Origin of the sequence: Paenibacillus sp. 4624 (genome assembly GCF_050435065.1) — a bacterium.
Lineage (GTDB): Bacteria > Bacillota > Bacilli > Paenibacillales > Paenibacillaceae > Paenibacillus > Paenibacillus amylolyticus_D.
Genome location: NZ_JBNDJR010000001.1, coordinates 900,615 through 920,814 on the forward strand (window position 1 = coordinate 900,615; position 20,200 = coordinate 920,814).

8 protein-coding genes are annotated in these 20,200 nt (G+C 44.4%); 6 read left to right on the forward strand and 2 right to left on the reverse strand.

From position 1 onward, the window contains the following. The first annotated feature begins 71 nt into the window (after window positions 1-71). The 5 genes from ABIE27_RS03960 to ABIE27_RS03980 all read left to right on the forward strand — a co-directional run bounded on the left by ABIE27_RS03960 (window position 72) and on the right by ABIE27_RS03980 (window position 17,021). Window positions 72-14,048, forward strand: a complete 13,977-nt coding sequence (locus ABIE27_RS03960; protein WP_429349951.1) for an amino acid adenylation domain-containing protein — start codon at window positions 72-74, stop codon at window positions 14,046-14,048. A gap of 28 nt (window positions 14,049-14,076) precedes the next feature. After that, window positions 14,077-14,226 (forward strand): hypothetical protein, encoded by a 150-nt coding sequence (locus ABIE27_RS03965; protein ID WP_161556823.1) that lies wholly within the window; start codon window positions 14,077-14,079, stop codon window positions 14,224-14,226. Window positions 14,227-14,355: 129 nt separating this feature from the next. Further along, a complete protein-coding gene (locus ABIE27_RS03970; protein ID WP_429349952.1) occupies window positions 14,356-14,985 on the forward strand; it encodes a TetR family transcriptional regulator C-terminal domain-containing protein in 630 nt (209 codons plus the stop codon). Window positions 14,986-15,057: 72 nt separating this feature from the next. Continuing rightward, window positions 15,058-16,293, forward strand: coding sequence for an MFS transporter (locus tag ABIE27_RS03975; protein ID WP_123062295.1), 1,236 nt, complete (start codon window positions 15,058-15,060; stop codon window positions 16,291-16,293). A 17-nt stretch (window positions 16,294-16,310) separates the two neighbouring features. After that, complete coding sequence (locus ABIE27_RS03980) at window positions 16,311-17,021, forward strand: thioesterase II family protein (protein WP_123062294.1); 711 nt, start codon at window positions 16,311-16,313, stop codon at window positions 17,019-17,021. A gap of 181 nt (window positions 17,022-17,202) precedes the next feature. Here ABIE27_RS03980 and msrA read toward each other — a convergent pair whose 3' ends face one another. Together msrA and ABIE27_RS03990 are read right to left on the reverse strand one after the other, a co-directional pair. Continuing rightward, window positions 17,203-18,165 carry a peptide-methionine (S)-S-oxide reductase MsrA gene (gene msrA, locus ABIE27_RS03985; protein WP_123062293.1) on the reverse strand — a complete coding sequence of 321 codons (963 nt, stop codon included), beginning with the start codon at window positions 18,163-18,165 and terminating at the stop codon, window positions 17,203-17,205. A 247-nt stretch (window positions 18,166-18,412) separates the two neighbouring features. Then, complete coding sequence (locus ABIE27_RS03990; protein ID WP_123062292.1) at window positions 18,413-19,024, reverse strand: TVP38/TMEM64 family protein; 612 nt, start codon at window positions 19,022-19,024, stop codon at window positions 18,413-18,415. 233 nt (window positions 19,025-19,257) lie between these two features. Between ABIE27_RS03990 and ABIE27_RS03995 the strand changes: the two genes are divergently transcribed. Further along, on the forward strand, window positions 19,258-20,196 hold the full coding sequence (locus tag ABIE27_RS03995; protein ID WP_123062291.1) for a Gfo/Idh/MocA family protein: 939 nt from the start codon (window positions 19,258-19,260) through the stop codon (window positions 20,194-20,196). The last annotated feature ends 4 nt before the right edge of the window (window positions 20,197-20,200 follow it).

Below are 20,200 nucleotides of genomic sequence, written 5' to 3' on the forward strand. Positions count from 1 at the left end.
TTCTTAGCACGAAAAGGGGATCTCCGGGGCTCATTCGGCTATCTATAGATTTAAGGGGAGGACATTAAGGGATGATGAACAAACCGGAAATTGCTGATATTTATCCATTATCTCCAATGCAAGAGGCATTGCTGTTTCATTCGCTTTACGACAAGGGAGACATCTATTTCGAGCAAATGATTTTTACGATTGATGGGTTCGTCGATATTGAAGCTTTGGAACGCTCCATAAACAAAGTTATCGAGAGATACGATACGCTTCGGACAATCTTTATTCACGACAAAATCAACAAGCCGAGACAAATCGTGCTACGAAACAGAAAACTTAAATTGGAATACATTCAATTGAATGAGTCTGATCCGATCGAGAAAAGGAAGAGAATTCGGCAGATAGCGGAGGAAGATCGCCAGCGGTCTTTTGACTTGTCCAAAGATATTCTGTTACGTCTGCAAATAATCCAAACTGGCCCGGCGGCATATACGTTAATCTGGAGCAATCATCATATTCTGATTGACGGATGGTGCCTGGGGATCATTTTCCAGGAATGGTTCTCCCTCTACAAACAGGAGATTCACGGAACAGCTGCACAACTAGATCGTGTCATTCCCTATAAAAGATATATTAAATGGTTGGGTGAGCAGCAGGAGGTCGAAGCCAGAACCTATTGGAAAAATTATCTCTCTGGTTATGAGAACGGAGCGGACTTCCCAGTGGAAATAACTTCGGATTCGGCGGAATCACCTTCGGTTCAGGAGATAACGTTTAATTTGGGCAAAGTGCTGACTGAGCAATTAATGGATGTTAGCCGTAGATATCAGGTCACGATGAGCAGTCTTTTTCAGACGTTGTGGGGAGTCGTGCTTCAATACTATAGCAATTCTGACGATGTGGTTTTTGGGACTGTAGTATCTGGAAGGTCGGCTACCATACCAAATGTGGAGAAAATTGTAGGTTTATTCATTAACGCCGTGCCCGTAAGAATAACGTCGGAAGAGAAACAATCGTTTGCCCAATTACTGAAAAAGACACATCAAAACGCCATTCTGTCTGAGGAGTTTAGCTATCTATCTCTCGCTGAAGTGCAAGCGGAGGCAGGTCAGAGTGGTCAGCTTTTTAACCATATCATGGTGTATGAAAACTACCCGTCCAGTACCAGTATGTTTGATACCAAACAGTTCGAACTTGGATTTGATATTACCTCCATTGAAGCGTATGAACATACCAATTATGATCTGAACATTTCCATAGGCCCAGGGGAAGAGATCCGGGTCAAGATCAATTACAACGAGCAGGCATATTCGGATTCTTTTATTAAACGATTGTTTGTTCACCTCAAGCAAGCCTGTCTATTAATTGCGCAAGAACCGCAAATAAGTGTTGCAGATATTCTGATCCTGACCCCGGAAGAAAACAGCATGCTGGTGAAAGGAAACGAGACCACTGCGGACTATCCGAGGGATCAGTCCATTTCAGAATTATTTATTCAACAGGTAGAGTTATATCCTGATCATCCAGCAATTCAATTAGCACACCAAACATGGACTTATGCAGAACTTCATGCTCTGGTTGAAGATTGGGCCAAAGCTATGCAGTGGCATGGCATAAAGCCAAGAGACAGGGTAGGACTCGTTGCGCGGAAATCCATGGAGATGATTGCAGGCATGTTGGCTATTATTCGAGCTGGTGCTGCCTATATTCCACTTGACCCCACATTTCCGGCCGAAAGATTGACCCATATGCTTCAAGATAGTGAAGCACAATTCCTGCTTCGGTTCACTGAGTTAGAATTGCCCCATTATGAGGGAGAAATCTTAACCTTGGACATGTTGATGATGCATGAACGTTCATTCAACACAAGCGAGTACCAAGAGGTTAATTTCCTGTCAGGTCCACGGGATGCTGCTTACATTATCTACACTTCAGGTTCGACGGGAAAACCTAAAGGTGTGGTTGCAACCCATCAAAATATTATCAAGACCGTGCGAAATAATGGCTATGTGGAATTGAACTCCAAAGATCGGATTTTGCAAATTTCGAATTATGCTTTTGATGGGGCAACCTTCGACATATACGGAGCATTGTTAAATGGCTCCACGCTTGTACTTACTACTGAAGAAATGATGCAGAGCGTAGCTGCGCTTGCTGATACGTTCACCAAAGAAGAAATTTCGATTGCTTTTATGACAACTGCGCTATTCAATACGCTGGTAGATTGGGACCCGAACTGTCTCAGTAAGGTAAGGCATCTTTTGTTTGGGGGGGAGAAGGCTTCAATCCGGCATCTGAACAAGGCATTAGATGTTTTGGGCCCAGAACGGTTATTGCACATGTATGGACCAACAGAAACGACAGTGTATGCAACATATTATCCGATTACACAGCCTGATGTGGCACCCATAGGCAAACCGATTCATAATACCACTGCTTATGTTATGAACTCCAAACATAATCCCATGCCTGTCGGTGTGACGGGAGAGTTATACATTGGCGGTGAAGGTTTGGCCAGTTACCTGAATGCTCCAGAGTTGATGCGAGAACGCTTTGTTGATAACCCGCATGCTCCCGGTGAGAAAATGTATAAAACCGGGGATTTGGTTATACGTCTGCCTGATGGGAATTTGGAATTTGTAGGGCGGATCGATCATCAGGTCAAAATCAGGGGTCACCGCATTGAGCTTGGAGAGGTGCAGGAGAAGATGAGAGCTCTTTCCGGAGTGGAAGATGTTCTTGTTACGACATGGCGGGATGCTCAGGGGAGCTCTAACTTAAGTGCATATATCGTCCCTATTCAATATGCAGAGGGGCAAGCAGAGCAGAATCAGCAAATTCAGGAATGGAAGTTGGCGTTGAAAGACCGTTTACCTGAGTATATGATTCCTGCTACATTCCAGATTCTTCGGGTATTTCCGCTTAATTCTAACGGCAAAATCGATCGCAAAAACCTTCCGCTTCCTAAGGTGATGGATCAAAACAAAAATCTTCCACTGTCTGGAGAAACCGAACAGAAGCTGGCTCAGATCTGGGAAGATGTATTGGGCATCAAACCAGGTGCCGGAGATCACTTTTTTGAGCTTGGGGGCCATTCGTTAAAAGCTATGATGCTGGTAGCCAAAATACATAAAGAGATGGACGTAAAACTTTCTTTGCATGAAGTATTCCGTGCAGCACTGCTGCGGGAAATGTCACTATGCATAGAAAATTCTCGGAAAAGTGTATATAAGGCTATTCCTGCGGTGGAAGTACAAGAATCGTACCCAGTGTCCGCATCGCAAAAAAGAGTCTACATTGCACAACAGCTGGCTCCATTAGAGACCAGCTATAATATGCCGATGGTACTGAAGATTGAAGGAAAGCTTAACCGCGATAAGCTTGAAAAGGCCTTCATACAGCTTATACGGCGGCACGAGATTCTCAGGACGCGTTTCATCTGGTCTGGTGAACACTTGCGGCAACAAATTCTGGAACCCACGGAACTAAGCTGGAGTTTAATTAACTATGGGATGCAAGAACAACAAGGGGCAACGTATTACGGCACTGATGTTCTGAATAGACAAAAAACGATGATTGCTTCATTTCTTGAGAAATTTGTACAGCCATTTGATCTATCAACCAGTCCGCTAATCCGTGCAGCTCTTGCTGAAGTTACATCTAATCATAGTCTCTTGTTCATTGATATGCATCACATCGTGTCTGATGGTGTATCCACCGGAATTATTTATAAGGAACTGACCCAATTATATGAGGGAGAAGCGCTGTCACCTGTAAACCTACATTATAAGGATTACTCCGTATATGAACAAAATGAGCGGACGAGTCAGCGATATGAGGAAAATCGAAAATACTGGTGTGCCCAATTCGAAGGTGAACTTCCGACTACGGAGATTGTACCCGATTATGTCAGACCTTCGGTTCGGTCTTATGAGGGGTATTCAATCTCATTTCAACTTGAAACGGAGCTCACGAATCGGTTAAAAAGTCTTGCTGCTAAGCACAAAACCACATTATATGTGGTCTTGCTGGCTGCCTATAATATCATGATATCCAAATATACTGGAGAAGAGGATATTGTGGTCGGATCACCAATTGCAGGAAGGTATCACGAAGATGTTCAGCCTATGGTTGGCATGTTCGTCAATACGCTGGCCCTACGTAATGAGGTGTCAGGTGAACTCACAGTGGATGAATTCATAGGTCGGCTGAAGTCCAATTTTGTTGAGGCACAAGAGCATGGGGAGTTCCCTCTCGAGGATCTCCTTGAGCATCTTCAACTGTCCAGAGATCTTAGTCGACATCCGTTGTTTGATACCCTTTTTGTACTGCAAAATATGGATATTCCACCAATTCAACTAACGGGAACAACCTTTACTGCAGCGGAGTGGGACTGGAATTATGCCAAATTCGATATGACGTGGGGATGTCGGGAGGATCGCCATGGTTTGAACTGGACAGTGGAGTATGCTTCTTCCATCTACAAAAAATCCACGATACTTAAGATGATTGATCACTACAAAAACATCCTTGTGCAAATGGTGAACACCTGCTCCCTGAGGCTGAAAGAAATGCATTTGTTAACGAACAAAGAGAAATCCGCCATGCTAACTTGCAATGAAACACGGGCAGAATATCCGCGTCAATCCAGCATTTCGTCAGCAATGGAGGAGCAGGCAGCGCGAACTCCTGATCAGATTGCGGTTATTTATGAGGATCAGCGTCTAACGTACAAGGAATTTAACGAAGTAACAAACCAATATGCGCGGGTACTGATGGAAAAAGGAATGAAGCAAGGAGATGTTGTGGGTCTATTGACTGACCGTTCTATGGGAATGATCATAGCCATTTTCGGGATTCTCAAGACAGGTGCTATGTATGTTCCTATTGACCCTTCTTTTCCTGAAGAGCGTAAACACTTCATTGTGGAAGACAGCAATGCCAATTGGCTGATCACAGCCAATGAGTTAACCATCACCGGGAGTACTCCACAGCATTTGGTACTTGAAGAAATACTTCAAGAGGCAGCAAGGACGAGGTGGGATGGGGAAAATTGGAAGTTGCCGACGATCCCATCGGGAGCAACAGCGTATGTGATGTATACTTCAGGCTCGACAGGTAAGCCCAAAGGGGTGATGACCAGTCATCGAAATATTATGAAGACGGCTATTCACAATGGCTACAGTGAACTGTCCGCTGCCGATCGGGTACTCCAAGTATCCAATTATGCATTCGATGGCTCAACCTATGAGATTTTTGGGGCACTATTAAATGGTTCAACACTCCTATTGATTGCCAAACATACATTACTCGACGCTGCCGAGCTAGCGAGAACGATGGATGAAGAACAAATTACATCTGCTTTTATGACGACGACGTTATTTAATACGATGGTCGACTATGATGTTACATGCTTCAAGCATATAAGGAAATTGTTCTTTGGTGGCGAGAACGCATCGATTAAGCATGTACTGAAAGCATTGGACTACTTGGGCGAACATCGTATTGTGAATGCGTATGGACCCACAGAAACGACGGTTTTTGCAGCGACGTATTCGGTTGAAAACAGCTTGTATCAATATTCTCGGGTTCCTATCGGACGTCCGATACACAATACAAGACTATATGTGCTTAATCGATGGAACCAATTGCAGCCTATAGGGATTCCTGGTGAATTATACATTGGTGGGGAAGGTGTATCAAAAGGATATCTGAACCAGCCTGATTTAACGGAAGAACGCTTTGTTCCAGATCCATTTGTTCCTGGAGAAACGATGTATCGGACAGGGGATTTGGTAGTTTGGAGAGAGGATGGCCAACTGGAGTACCTGGCAAGAATGGATAATCAGATCAAAATTCGAGGCAATCGGATCGAGCTCGGCGAGATTGAAACCAAATTGAAAGAAATCCCCTCCGTAAATGAAGCAGTGTTAATGGCACGTAAAGAGGAGCGTGGCGAAGGTTCACTTCTTTGTGCCTACGTAGTACCCGAAAATCTTGTGATGAAGAAGATGGATAGTTCCGATCTGGTTTCGAAGTGGAAAAGTGAATTGAGACAGTCACTTCCGGAATATATGATTCCTTCATTTATTCTCATTGTGGACACCATACCGATGACAACCAATGGTAAGGTGGATTATGCTGCTCTTCCCAAGCCTTCGGCTAAATGGAATACGCTGGAGGTCATACAACCTGAAAACCCGTATGAAGAGCAGTTGCAGCATATCTGGTCCGAAGTTCTGGGAAGGGATTATCCGGGCATGCTGGAATCATTTCTCGATCTTGGAGGACACTCGCTTAAAGCGATGACTATGGTGGCCAAAATACATCAGATGTTTGATGTAAAGCTAAGTCTTCAAGATATCTTCAGCCATCCTACCATTCGGGAACAGGCTATGCTTATTCAAGGGAACGACAAGCTTCACAGGTATGTCTCCCTTCCTACTGTGGGTCAGGATACAAGTTATAATGTGACTTCTGCCCAGAGAAGATTGTATATTATTCAGCAAAATGAAAATATTGGTACCAGTTATAATATGCCGATGGTATTACGAATCGAAGGCCGTCTGAATATGGAGCGACTCGAAAATGCGTTGCTTCGGTTGATTGAGCGTCATGAGTCCTTACGAACCTCTTTTGTATTGGAAGATGATCAGGTTAGACAACAGGTACACGCGCTGGGCGAACTGGACTGGAAACTTAATCTGACAGAAGTAAATAAGGGCACATTACAATACGGGTCTATAGATCATGACGAGGCGTCATGGGTTGCATCATGTATTTTTCCTTTTGATTTGTCGGCTCCTAGCTTGTTTAGAGCCTATATCCGCAAGCAATCGGATACAGAGCATCTATTATTGCTGGATGTTCACCATATCGTTTCGGATGGGATATCAACAGCGATTATGTACGATGAGTTATTCAAATTATATGAAGATGAAGAGCTACCGCTTCTGCATAAACAGTATAAAGATTACGCTGCCTATGAGCAGCTGCAGCAATCAACGGAAGCCTACAGTGCTGCTCGTGATTATTGGCATCGAATGTATGAGGGAGAACTGCCGATATTGGACTTCCCTCTCGAAAACGTGCGTCCACGAGTACAGCGCTATGAAGGAGCACAACATACATTCCTACTGGGTGACGTTCTTGCCAAGCGCCTGACCGAGCTCGCGTCAAACCACGATACAACCTTGTATGTGCTACTGCTAGCTGCATATTACATTCTGCTATCCAAATATAGCGGACAGGAAGATATCATTGTGGGTACACCGATTGCAGGCAGAGACCATGCCGAAACGGCTTCCATGGTGGGGATGTTTGTTAAAACGTTACCTTTACGCAGCGAAATCAAGCCGGAACTTACGGTTGCAGAATACGTTACTTCATTGAAGCAACGTGTGCTGGATTGCTCCGATTATACGGTGTATCCGCTTGAAGAGCTGCTGGATCATCTGCAAATGGTCAGGGAGCCGAGTCGTCATCCCCTTTTTGAAACCATATTTGTACTACAGAACATGAACATGACTCAGCTAAAGGCGGATCAGCTTACTATTGATCAGCTGGAGACAACAACAGGGCGATCTAAGTTTGAGATGACTTGGGCTGGACACGAGTTGAAAGAAGACATTTCCATGACGATTGAATACAATACCGATTTATTTTCCCATGCCAGGATTCAACAAGTGTCTTCCCATTATGCGTATATTCTCGAACAGATGGTCAACGATACCAACCGGGCTCTAAACGATATTGAATTGTGTACATTGGAAGAAACCGTGTACTTTGAGAAGTATGAAGGACAAGTTGTCGAATATCCAAGAGAAGAAACAATACCCGTGCGGTTTGAAAAACAAGTGAGACAGTATGCAGATCGTCCTGCGTTGATTATGGGCTCCCTGAGCATGACCTATAGTGAGCTGGGTATGAATGTTAAACGAATGGCTGAAGCGTTAAAACACGAAGGGGTTCGTCCGGGAGACAGAGTCGGATTGTTAACGGATCGCTCTATGGGGATGATCGTGTCCATTCTCGGTATTTTGAAATCCGGAGCCATGTATGTTCCACTTGATCCGGGCTTTCCGCAAGAGCGCCTCCTCTTTATGCTTGAAGATAGCCAGGTAGAATTGCTCCTAGCTGAGCAAGGCCGGACTATCCCAGGATTCTCAGGGAAAACGATGGTGTTAAATGAACAGTGCTGGAGTGAAACTCATAATGAAGAGCTTGGGGAAGATCGAGAAACCCGGCCGGATCATGCAGCTTATATAATGTATACATCGGGTTCAACCGGGAAGCCCAAGGGAGTCATAACGACACATCGCAACATTATGAAGACCAGTATCCAAAACGGGTTTATTGATATGATGCCTACGGATCGGGTTCTGCAATTGTCCAATTATGCCTTTGACGGATCGACTTATGACATTTTCGGAGCCTTATTGAATGGTTCAGCACTAATCTTGATTTCCAGAGAGGATATGCTGCATATTACAGAACTTGCTCGTACATTGGATGAACAGCGAATTACAACGGTCTTCATGACGACAGCCTTGTTCAATACACTCGTAGACTACGACATGAGTTGTCTCAAACATATACGACGACTATTTTTCGGTGGGGAGCCAGGCTCCAGAAAACATGTTCTGAAAGCATTGGATTATCTGGGTCCCCATCGAATTATTAATTGTTACGGTCCAACGGAGACGACTGTTTTTGCAACAACATTTTCGGTGGATGAGAGTATGCGGGACAGAAGCAATGTGCCAATAGGCTGTCCAGTTCACAATACACAGGTATATGTGCTGAATCCGTGGGGAAAGAGACAGCCGGTTGGGGTACCCGGAGAACTTTATATCGGGGGAGAAGGATTGGCACAGGGTTATCTGAACCAACCCGTGTTGACGGCAGAGCGGTTTGGCGAGAATCCGCTGAAATCAGGAACAAAACTCTATCGTACAGGAGATTTGGTGAAGTGGCTACCTGATGGAAACCTAGAATTTCTGGACCGTTTGGATCAGCAGGTCAAAATTCGTGGCAATCGAGTAGAGCTTACAGAGGTCGAAAGCAGACTACTGGTTATGCCGGAAGTTAAAGAAGCGATGGTAACATCTGGACGTGATGAGCAAGGGCACTCCTTTCTTTCAGCGTATATCGTTCCTCATTCGATATCTGAGCCTAGGCTGCCGTACATCATTCGGGAACAGTTGCTTCACGTTCTTCCAGATTATATGGTGCCTTCCACATATACCTTGCTTGTCTCTTTTCCACTCACAAGTAATGGCAAAGTGGATAAAAGAATGCTTCCGAAGCCACATCCCCTTGTATCCGAAAGTTATGTTGCACCAACCAATTCGCTCGAAGCTGAATTAGTTGAGATTTGGAGCAGTGTTCTGGGTTTATCAAAAGTAGGCATTCACGACCACTTCTTTGAACTTGGAGGGCATTCTCTTAAGGCAATGTCCCTTATAGCCCAGATTCATAAAGCATTTGATGTAAGGTTGACGGTACAAGATGTGTTTACCTACACTTCCGTGTTGGATCAGGCCAAATTTATTCAGAAAGCCAGAGGGACCCATCGTTATGCATCTTTGCAACCTGTGGCGGTTCAAGATACCTATCCAGCATCGTCAGCGCAGAAGAGATTATTTTTCATTCAACATATGGATCAGCAGAGCACCAGTTACAATATGCCAATGATATTTGAAATTGAAGGTAGACTCTTTGCTGACCGACTCGAGGAAGCATTTATTTCCCTGATCCATAGACATGAAGCGTTGCGTACGTCTTTTGAACTTGTTCAAGGTGAGCTGAGACAGCGCATATGGCCTGCTGCAGACCTGGAATGGGGGATGGAACATATATTTGTCAAAGGGAAGGGAAAAGTTGATATAGAGACGTACGTTCATTCATTTGTTCGTCCCTTCAACCTGAAAGCTCACAAATCGCTTATTCGTGCAGGCTTGTTAAGTACTTCGTCAGAAAGGCATATTCTGGTTGTAGATACCCACCACATTGTTTCTGATGGCATATCGACTGGTATCATCTTCACTGAACTGTTTCAGTTGTATGAACAACAGAAGTTGGAGCCGCTTTCTGTTCAGTACAAGGAGTATGCTGTTTGGGAACAGGAATATAAGAAGGCGGGAAGCTATCAAAGTAGTGGAGAATACTGGTTAAATCAATTCCAAGGTGAACTTTCGATGTTAAATCTACCTTATGATGATTTTAATGCCAGAACTCGTAAAGCTACTGGGGCACGAGTAGAAATGCAGCTTAATGAAGAACTGACTAAGCAGCTGCGGATTCAGGCAGAAGAGTACAAAACAACGTTGTATACGGTAATGTTGGCGGGCTATTCCATTCTGTTATCCAAATATGCGGGACAGGAGGATATCGTTATCGGTGTCCCTACAGCCGGGCGGGAGCATGCGGATACTGCATCCATAGTTGGCATGTTTGTGAATACGTTGGCATTGAGATTGAGGCCAGTGGGAAAGAATGAAGTTCAGAATTATATTCAACAAGTTCATGCCCAGTTGATGCAGGGCTACGAACACGGGATGTTTGCTCTTGAGGAGCTGATTGAACAGCTGGCATTGCCAAGAGAACTGAACCGGCATCCGCTATTTGATACGATGTTTGTATTGCAGAACATGGAGCACTCATCACCTGAAACGAGTTCGATCTCCGTCCGTCAGTTACCTTCTGGATCCAGTGAGCCGAAGTTCGATATAACATGGGGAAGTGTTGAGCACGCCGGAGGCATGAGCCTAACTGTTGAATATAATGAAAATTTGTTCTCTTCAGAAACGATTGAACGGATGATGCATCATTATGAACATATCCTTCAGCAAATGGTGATTCGTCCTTATGAGCAAGTCATGAAAATTGAGATGTGTACTCCAGAGGAAAGGCTGCACTTAGCCAGTTTCGAAGGAGAGACAGTAGACTACCCGAGGGAAGAAACGATATCACAAAGGTTTGAGAAGCAAGTGCTGCGATATGGGGATCGTCCATCCGTTGTCATGGGTTCAGAGGTAATAACCTATGACGAGTTGCAGATAAAGGCCAATCAGATTGCAAAGGTACTCAGACTGAAGGGAATCGTCCCGGGTGAAGTGGTAGGATTACTGGCTAATCGTTCTATAGGTATGATCGTCTCCATTATGGGGATTATGAAGGTGGGAGCCGCATATGTACCGCTTGATCCAACATTTCCTGAAGATAGGTTAGCCTACATGTTGAAAGATAGCCAAGCCCAACTATTAATAGCTGGAACTAATCTGGGCATAGCTGATTTCCAGGGTCCAACGATAATGCTTGACGAACGCTTATGGAGTGAAGAAGTTAAGGAAGAGGCAGTGTCTGATCAGGTTGAGACGTGGACGGCTGATTCGCCTGCCTATATCATGTATACCTCTGGGTCGACTGGTGCACCCAAAGGAGTCGTGACTACGCATCGGAATATCTTGAGAACAAGTATTAATAATGGTTTCATGGATATGGGGCCGGAAGATCGGGTATTGCAGTTGTCTAACTATGCATTTGATGGATCTACCTATGAAATATTCGGTGCTTTGCTCAATGGTGCTGTCCTGGTGCTTATTCCCATGGAGGACGTTGTACACACAGCCCAACTTGGCAGAATGCTGAATAAAGAGCGGATTTCCTCTGCTTTTATGACAGCTTCACTGTTCAATACCATTGTGGATTATGATGTGACTTGTCTGAAACATGTTCGCAAACTGTTTTTTGGCGGCGAAGCAGCCTCACGAAATCATGTTCTAAAGGCTCTGGATTATCTGGGTCCACACCGATTGGCTAACGGATACGGGCCTACAGAAACGACTGTCTTCGCTGCAACCTATACTGTGGATGAAACACTAAGAGATAGACGAAATGTACCTATTGGGCGCCCAGTTCACAATACCAAAGTTTACGTGCTTAACCGTTGGGGCCAACGACAGCCGATTGGTGTTCCGGGGGAACTCTATATTGGTGGGGATGGCCTGGCTTTGGGATATCTCAATCAGCCTGCGCTGACATCAGAACGATTTATTGAAAGTGTTATAACACCTGGAGAGATTATTTATCGTACTGGTGATTTGGTCAGATGGTTGCCTGATGGAAATCTGGAATATCTGGATCGTCTGGATCAGCAAGTCAAAATTCGTGGGAATCGCATTGAACTTACGGAAATCGAGGATCGCTTGAGATCACTACCTGAAGTGCGGGAGTCTGTAGTTGTTCCCAAACGGGATACACAAGGACATTCCTACCTTGTGGCCTACATTGTAATGCAACGGGAGCAACAGGCTGGGAAGGAACAATTGGCTCATATCAGGCAAGCGTTAAGTTCAATGCTGCCACAGTATATGATCCCATCTAGATTTGAATTTTTGAATAATTTGCCGCGCAACTCCAATGGGAAAATAGATCGAAAAGCCCTGCCAGAACCAAGCAGTGAATTGACAACTGGTTATTGTGCGCCTCAGAATGCACTTGAACAGGATTTGGCATTAATCTGGGCAGAGGTACTGGGTATTGAGCGTGCAGGTACAGAGGATCATTTCTTTGAACACGGTGGACATTCACTGAAAGCCATGATGTTAAATACGCTTGTACAAGAGCAGCTTCATATCCGAATAGATCTGCAGGATGTATTTAAGTATCCCACAATTAAGATGTTGGCCGCTTATATCCAGCAGCAAGGGGCAAATCTTTACCATGATAAATATGAGCGTATTCGACCTGCACCTGAACAGCGCATCTATCCTGCAACGCCTTATCAAGCTTACGGTTACGAAGCAAGCGAGGGGAATAATCATTGGAATATGCCGATGGCATTTCGCATCAACGGAAGACTTCAGGCGGAGCGGTTGGAGCATAGCTTTAGGGCTTTAATAGAACGCCATGAAGCTCTGCGTACCTCATTGCACAAAGAGGGAGGACAAGTTGTCCAGTCTATTCACAAAAGCACTCATTTTGATCTGATTCAGGAAAAGGTTGAGTCAGATTCGGAAAGAGTACGTATTATGGAATCTTTCATTCAACCCTTCAATACAGAGCTACCACCACTTCTTCGTGCGAAGCTGCTTCATATGGGAGAAGAGGATCATGTGCTTCTGATGGATATGCATCACGCCATATCTGACGGCACATCCGTGGGCATTTTGATGAATGAATTGTTTCAGCTCTATGAGGGGATAACACTTCCTCTTGTTCAGTTACAATATAAAGATTATGCTGTTTGGCAAAAAGAGAGACTTGATCAGGGAGGATATGCCGAATCTCAAATCTTTTGGAAAGAAACACTTCAAGGCTACCATCCGTTTACGGTAAGAGGCGAGCTTGTAAATGAAGAGGTTATCCCTTCTTATGAGGGAGATCAGATAGTTGTAAAACTACCTGCTAGCCATCTCGTACAACTTAGAGAAAAACTTCATGATTCAAGTTTAACGGATTATGCTATTTTATTTTCGGTGTATCTGCTTACGTTGCATCAGAAGACGAAAAGGACAGATATGATTGTTGGAACGTATGCATTTGGCAGAAGTAGACCTGAACTGCAGGACACGGTTGGTTTATTTATTAATTCAATTCCCTTGCGAAATATAATATCAACAGGCGATACGTATTACGATTATCTCCTTAAAATTCAGGCTAACCAATTGCAGGCATTTGATCATCAGAATTATCCATTTGAAAGAATGCTGGAAGATGCAGGCTTCTCTTCTGCACCCGATGAGCAGTGCTTGTTTGACACGATGTTTAACATGAATAATTTTGTTGATCGATCTGTAGAAACTGCTGAAATTCAGATTACTCCATTCAAGTATGAATGGAATTTCAGTGAGTATGAGGTCTATGTTACTGCTCAAAAAATGGAAGAACATTTCAGTATCCACTTTGACTATCGTGTGAAAAGTTTCAGCCGGCAAGAAATGGACCAATTTACCAACCAGTATCGTAAATTATTCGAACATATTTTGGAGAAGCCTCATATTCTTATTGATGAACTGAATCAAATAAATCTTTGGAGAGATTCTGTGATACACTAATATAAACCATTCATAGGAGGAGAAAAAGATGAGCAAATTTTTCAAATTCGGAGTTGTAAGGGACGAAGAGGTGCCTCAAGAGATCAATGAATTGGTGGAAGAAACAGAAAAACTGCCTGAGACGATTAGACAGGAATTAAGTGACGCTTTCAAAGAAGAAGATGAGGGTAAAAAATAACGAATTAATAATAATTTTATTTTTCCTAACGTCCCCTCTTGCAAATCTCAGAAAAATATGAGATATGTAAGAGGGGACATACATAAAGTGCATTGACGGGAAATTTTTGGTGTGATACTATTAGACTGAATGGTCAGTCTTTTTATGGAGGGATCTTCAATCGAAGTCAAACGGAGAAAAGATGTCGCTCAGATCAAGAAAGATATTGCTCGTAATACAAAAGAGTTATTTGCCCAAAAGGGATATGGCGCAACCTCCATGGAGGACATATGTACAATTAACAATCGAAGTAAAGGCAGTATATATTATCATTTCAAAAGTAAGGAAGAACTTTTCATGTATCTCATCAAACTCAATAACGAAGAGTGGATGGATTCATGGCTCGAAAAGGAACATCAGTATGAGACATCCGTAGATAAACTATATGGCCTTGCAGATCATTATGTTGACGATTTGGCGAATCCACTCAATCATTCGATTAACGAGTTTGTCTCAGGTCAGGTGGTCAGTCAAGAGATGCTTGATGAGATGCTGTCCCTGATCCGTATTCCTTATATGACGTATGAACGGATCATTTCAAAAGGGATTGAGGATGGCGAATTGAAACCCGAGGATCCACAGGATTTAATGCACATAATTAACGGTCTTTTTAACGGATTAAGCACCCTTTATTATGAGAAGGATCTGACCGATATCAGACGTCTCTACAAAAAAGGGATTGCCAGCATGTTAGTGGGCATCCAACAACTTCAACCATGAAAAGCTGATGTATAATCAGTTTTTCTTTTGAAAATTAATAAACCGGACAGTCGGTTTAAAGGGAGATGGAGAATGAGCACATTGTTCAGGAACAAAGCGTTTCTTATTGTCACGGGGTCTGATCTACTGCAGAATCTGGCTATATGGATACGGAATATGGCGATCCTTTATTATGTTATGGACCAAACCCAGGGCAATCCGATAGCAGTATCACTAATTACTGTACTTGAATATGCGCCGATTTTCGTTTTCTCCATCATTGGCGGTGCACTTGCTGATCGTTGGAATCCTAAACGCACCATGATAATAGGTGATATCCTTAGTGCATTATCGATTGTTATGATCATTGCTGTTTTATCTTCTGGTTATTGGCAGATTTTATATGTTGCCACTTTTGTGTCCTCTATCGTTAGTCAGTTTTCACAGCCGTCATCAGTTAAAATTGTAAAGCGTAATGTCGAGGAAGAGCATGTGCAGTCCGCAATTGCCATTACACAGAGTGGTCAATCACTTTTCCTAATTCTCGGCCCTATCGTCGGAACTTTTATATATACGGTTATGGGGATTCAAACCTCAATGTATGCATTACTTATTTTGTTTATAGCGTCTGCTATTCTTCTTACGTTCCTGCCGAAGGATTCAGCTCAGCAGGAAACGGAAACTTCATTACTAGCGGATATCAAGGAGGGCTGGCAATATGTCGGGCAATCCCGTTCATTAAAAATGCTCAGTTTAGTATTCATTTGTGTAGGACTCTCCTCGGGTCTCATCAGCCCACTAGAAATATTTCTGATCACTGAACGTTTGGGATTGGAACAGACGTCGTTACAGTTTCTGTCTGGTGTATCTGGATTGGGGCTTTTAATCGGTGGAGGAATTGCTGCTGCTTTCAGTGGCAAAATGAATCAAACATTGACACTTATAGTAGGTGTAATGTGTCTGGTGGTAACCACCATGGGTGAGGTATTATCCAGTTGGTTCTGGCTTACTCTTGTAATAAGTTTCCTGAGTTCCATTAGTCTTGCTTTTATCAACGTCATTATCTCCACATATTTAGTTACCCAGATTGATGAGCGCTTGATTGGGAGGGTTAATGGTACCATCACCCCATTATTTATGGGGGCCATGCTCCTCGGTTCTTCCATGGCGGGTGTAATTATGAATAACACGTCCTTATTTATCGTCTATGTCATCTCGGTTACCGTGATGATACTGAGTATTCTTCCAGGTATGAGAATTGAATTTGGTAAACAAAACGCTCCTGTGAACACATTGAATCCGGAAGTCGCACATCAGGCTGTAGACTAGAAAATTGGAGGAAGTTCATGAATTGTATACATCTCATCTGCTTTCCTTATGCCGGGGGTTCTTCCATGATGTATTATCGCTGGCGTAATAACCTTCCTTCTCATATTCACTTACATCCGGTTGAATTGTCCGGGAGAGGCCGAAGAATGAATGAACCTCTGTACACATCCATGGAACAGGCTGTGGAGGATGCGTATTTATCCATTCCATCCCACTTGTTCGAGGAGAAGTTTGCTTTATTTGGATATAGTATGGGGAGTCTCATTGCTTATGAACTGGCTCACTATATCAAGGAAAAGCAGGGCAGAGATCCAGCGCATCTTTTTGTGGCCGCGAGAAGGGCTCCGCATATAACAAGACATAAAAAAGCACTCCATGCATTACCTCACGATAAGTTTGTACAGGAAATGCTTCAACTTGGCGGCATGTCACGAGAAGTATTTGAAAATAAAGAATTAGCAGAGATCTTTGTTCCTTTGCTCAGATCAGATCTACAGATCGTGGAGGGCTACCACTGGGCAGGGACGAGAGAACCGTTAAATACAGATATAACTGTTCTTGCGGGGGCTAACGACTCGATTCCCATGGAACACATGCATGCATGGAAGCAAGTAACGAAGGGGAACTGTACGCTAAGTGTTTATCCAGGGGACCATTTCTTCATTCATCAGCAGTATAACCGAATCACGGAGCAGATCACCCGTGTAATGAGTGATTATAATGTATAACAAGAACTAAGTCTCGCGTAGAGGAGGCTACAGCATTAAGCATCTTAGTCCAATTCATTATGCAGGAACCGAACTCCGTAACGTAAGTCTTGACTATGGGAACTCTATATTTCATTCAGATAAGGATGTGTGTAAAAAGAGCAGTGGGAACATCATCCCGCTGCTCTTTTTTGAATTACTCTTATTGAAAAAGGATGGTGTATTCGCCGTAGCCTTCTTTTTGCAGATCCTCTTTCGGTACAAAACGAAGTGCCGCGGAGTTGATGCAATAACGCAATCCGCCTGCTTCCGTAGGGCCATCCGGGAATACGTGCCCCAGGTGGGAATCCCCTTCACGGCTACGAACTTCGGTACGGATCATGAAATGGCTAAGATCCGTTTTTTCCTTCACGTTGTAGTCTCGAAGTGGACGAGTGAAGCTTGGCCAGCCGCAACCCGAATCGTATTTGTCGGTAGAACTGAACAGCGGCTCTCCCGATACAATATCCACATAAATGCCGTCCCCGTGATGATCCCAGAATTCGTTGTGGAACGCGGGCTCCGTGGCATTATTCTGTGTTACCTCATATTGAAGCGGGGTCAGACGCTCCTTCAATCCGCTTTTGTCCACATTACCCGACCAGTTGCGCTCAATGAAGTCCTGACGGCCTGAGCCTTTGCTGTACCGTTTGTAGTGAGCAGGGTTTTTGCGATGATAGTTCTGGTGATGTTCTTCTGCTTCATAGAACGGTTTCGCAGGCAGAATCGGGGTGAAGATTGGTTTGTCAAAACGCCCACTTTGTTCCAACGCAGCTTTGGAAGCTTCAGCAATCTGGCGCTGCTCCTCACTGTGGTAGAAGATAGCCGTCTGATAAGACGATCCGCGGTCATGGAACTGTCCACCGGCATCTGTTGGATCAATCTGCTGCCAGAAGAGCTCAACCAGCTTCTCATATGGGAAAATGGACGGATCAAACGTGATCTGCACCGCTTCCACATGACCTGTTGTTTCCGAGCATACTTCCTCATACGTAGGATTCTCGGTATGTCCGCCTGTATAGCCTGATACGATCTTATGAATACCAGGCAGTTCTTCAAAAGGGGATACCATACACCAGAAGCATCCGCCTGCAAATGTTGCTTTTTCTAATGACTGTTGTTCCATGCTATATTCACTCCATTTCTGATGAAGAATCTGGCGCTCTCATTCGAACAGTTGCTCTGCTTCTTGGCATGCGTATGCCCCGAAAACATCCGCTCCAGTTCAAAGAGAGGCTCCAGCAATCATCGGTATATTTGAATTTCTAAATATGAATATTAGGCTTACTCTTCTATTATATCCCGAATGGTCAAGTCAACCAAGCGGGAGCGCGCAAGCAGGCGTGAATCAGACTGAAAAGTTCAGCCAATCCTCAAGCCTTTTTACGTGACCGATAGCGGAACAACATGAAAATCATAGCCATAACGATCATATATCCCGCCAGTATTCCCAAACTCATCCAGATCGATGAACCCGCCTGAGCCCCTGCGTAGGCAAATACAAAGATTGCAGGCATTTTGCCAATCGCTGTCGCGGCCAAGAACACCCAGAAGGGGGTATACGTAATACCGGCATAGATATTAACAGCCATCTGCGGAACCACGGGCAGTAAACGCATCGTCATCACGCCCATGAACGGATGTGCTTCCATCCAGGCCGTGAACCGATTCAATCCACGGATACGTTCAAGATAACCCCGAGCCTGTTCCCGAAAAATAGTTCTTGCTCCAGCATAGACGAGAATTGCCGCAAGCGTTGTGCCGAGCCAGCAAATCCATGCTGCCATCGTTATACCGTAGCTGTACCCAAAAGCAATAATAACTATTTTGTAGGGAATAACAGGTACAAGGGCAAACAGTGTTGCCAAGGAAAGTAAAAGCGGGATGGACTGATGGTCATCGGCCCATGCCAGCAGTTCATATCTGTAAATAAACGTGACTCCGGCAAGTAAAACATAAACGAGGAGCCATAACCATTTTCGCAAAAGCCAAACGCTCCTTTCAGTTCAGACCCTTGGATGACACCGAGTCTCATCCGGTTCTGCTGTCCTCCATAGTTTACCACGACAGGCCATCTTATGAACAATGTAGACATCCATTACTTCGATCACTGGCAAGTTGGAGGCGAAGAGGTTACACTATAGGACGGAGAAAGTCATAGGCCGGATTATAAAATGAAGGCTGACGAAGGAATTTAGCTGAAGGTGGAATGCTTATCATGGAAACGACCAAGCGTACCCGAATTGCAATGATTGGACTCGGAGGAATCGCACGTAAAGTATATTTGCCACTGCTCACTGCCCGTCCGCAATTAGAGATTGTAGGCATCATGAACCGGTCACCTGAACCGGTAAAGGAGATTGGACAGGCGCATCGCATTGAGCGGGGAACAACAGATCTGAAAGAGCTGCTGTCCTGGGATTTGGATGCGGTATTTGTACATACGGCAACGGAATCCCATTTCGAGATTGTGATGGCATGCCTGGAGAAGGGACTGGCCGTTTATGTAGACAAGCCATTGTCCTATACCCTGCGGGAGTCCGAAGAGATGACTGCATTCGCAGAAGCACAGGGCTTGCTGCTCGCAGTTGGATTCAACCGCAGATTCGCACCGATGTATCTAAAGGCAAAAGAATGGATGCAGCGCGGAAAGGGGTACGAAACACTCACTCTGACCAAACATCGCACAGGCATACAGGATCGCCCAGCCGCCGAGACCATCTATGATGATCTCATTCATATGCTGGATCTGATGTTATGGTACGCAGATAACGATGTGCAGCTTGTACATCAGTGGCTTCGCCAAGATGATCAAGGGCGGTTGTTGCATGCGGCTGGAACAGCCAAGCAAGGTAAAACGGGACTCGCTCGGTTCGAAATGATTCGTGCCGCAGGGGCTGACCTAGAGAAGGTAGAGATGCACGGCGGAGGAAGATCGGTAGAAGTCGTGAATATGGATACGGCTTACTATGCGGAACAGGGGGAACTGGAGACAAAAGAGACGTTTGGAAGCTGGGATACCGTACTGGCACGCAGAGGTTTCGCCGGAGCTGTAGATCATTTCCTTGCTTGTCTGCATACACCCGATGACTGCCAGATCAGTGCGAGTTATGTTATGGACAGTCATGAGCTGGCTGAGCAGCTGATCAAGGGATAAGTAA

Coding starts and splice junctions, on each gene's coding strand:
- ABIE27_RS03960 (WP_429349951.1), top strand. CDS start 72: ATGATGAACAAACCGGAAATTGCTGATATTTATCCATTATCTCCAATG.
- ABIE27_RS03965 (WP_161556823.1), top strand. CDS start 14,077: ATGAGCAAATTTTTCAAATTCGGAGTTGTAAGGGACGAAGAGGTGCCT.
- ABIE27_RS03970 (WP_429349952.1), top strand. CDS start 14,356: ATGGTCAGTCTTTTTATGGAGGGATCTTCAATCGAAGTCAAACGGAGA.
- ABIE27_RS03975 (WP_123062295.1), top strand. CDS start 15,058: ATGAGCACATTGTTCAGGAACAAAGCGTTTCTTATTGTCACGGGGTCT.
- ABIE27_RS03980 (WP_123062294.1), top strand. CDS start 16,311: ATGAATTGTATACATCTCATCTGCTTTCCTTATGCCGGGGGTTCTTCC.
- msrA (WP_123062293.1), bottom strand. CDS start 18,165: ATGGAACAACAGTCATTAGAAAAAGCAACATTTGCAGGCGGATGCTTC.
- ABIE27_RS03995 (WP_123062291.1), top strand. CDS start 19,258: ATGGAAACGACCAAGCGTACCCGAATTGCAATGATTGGACTCGGAGGA.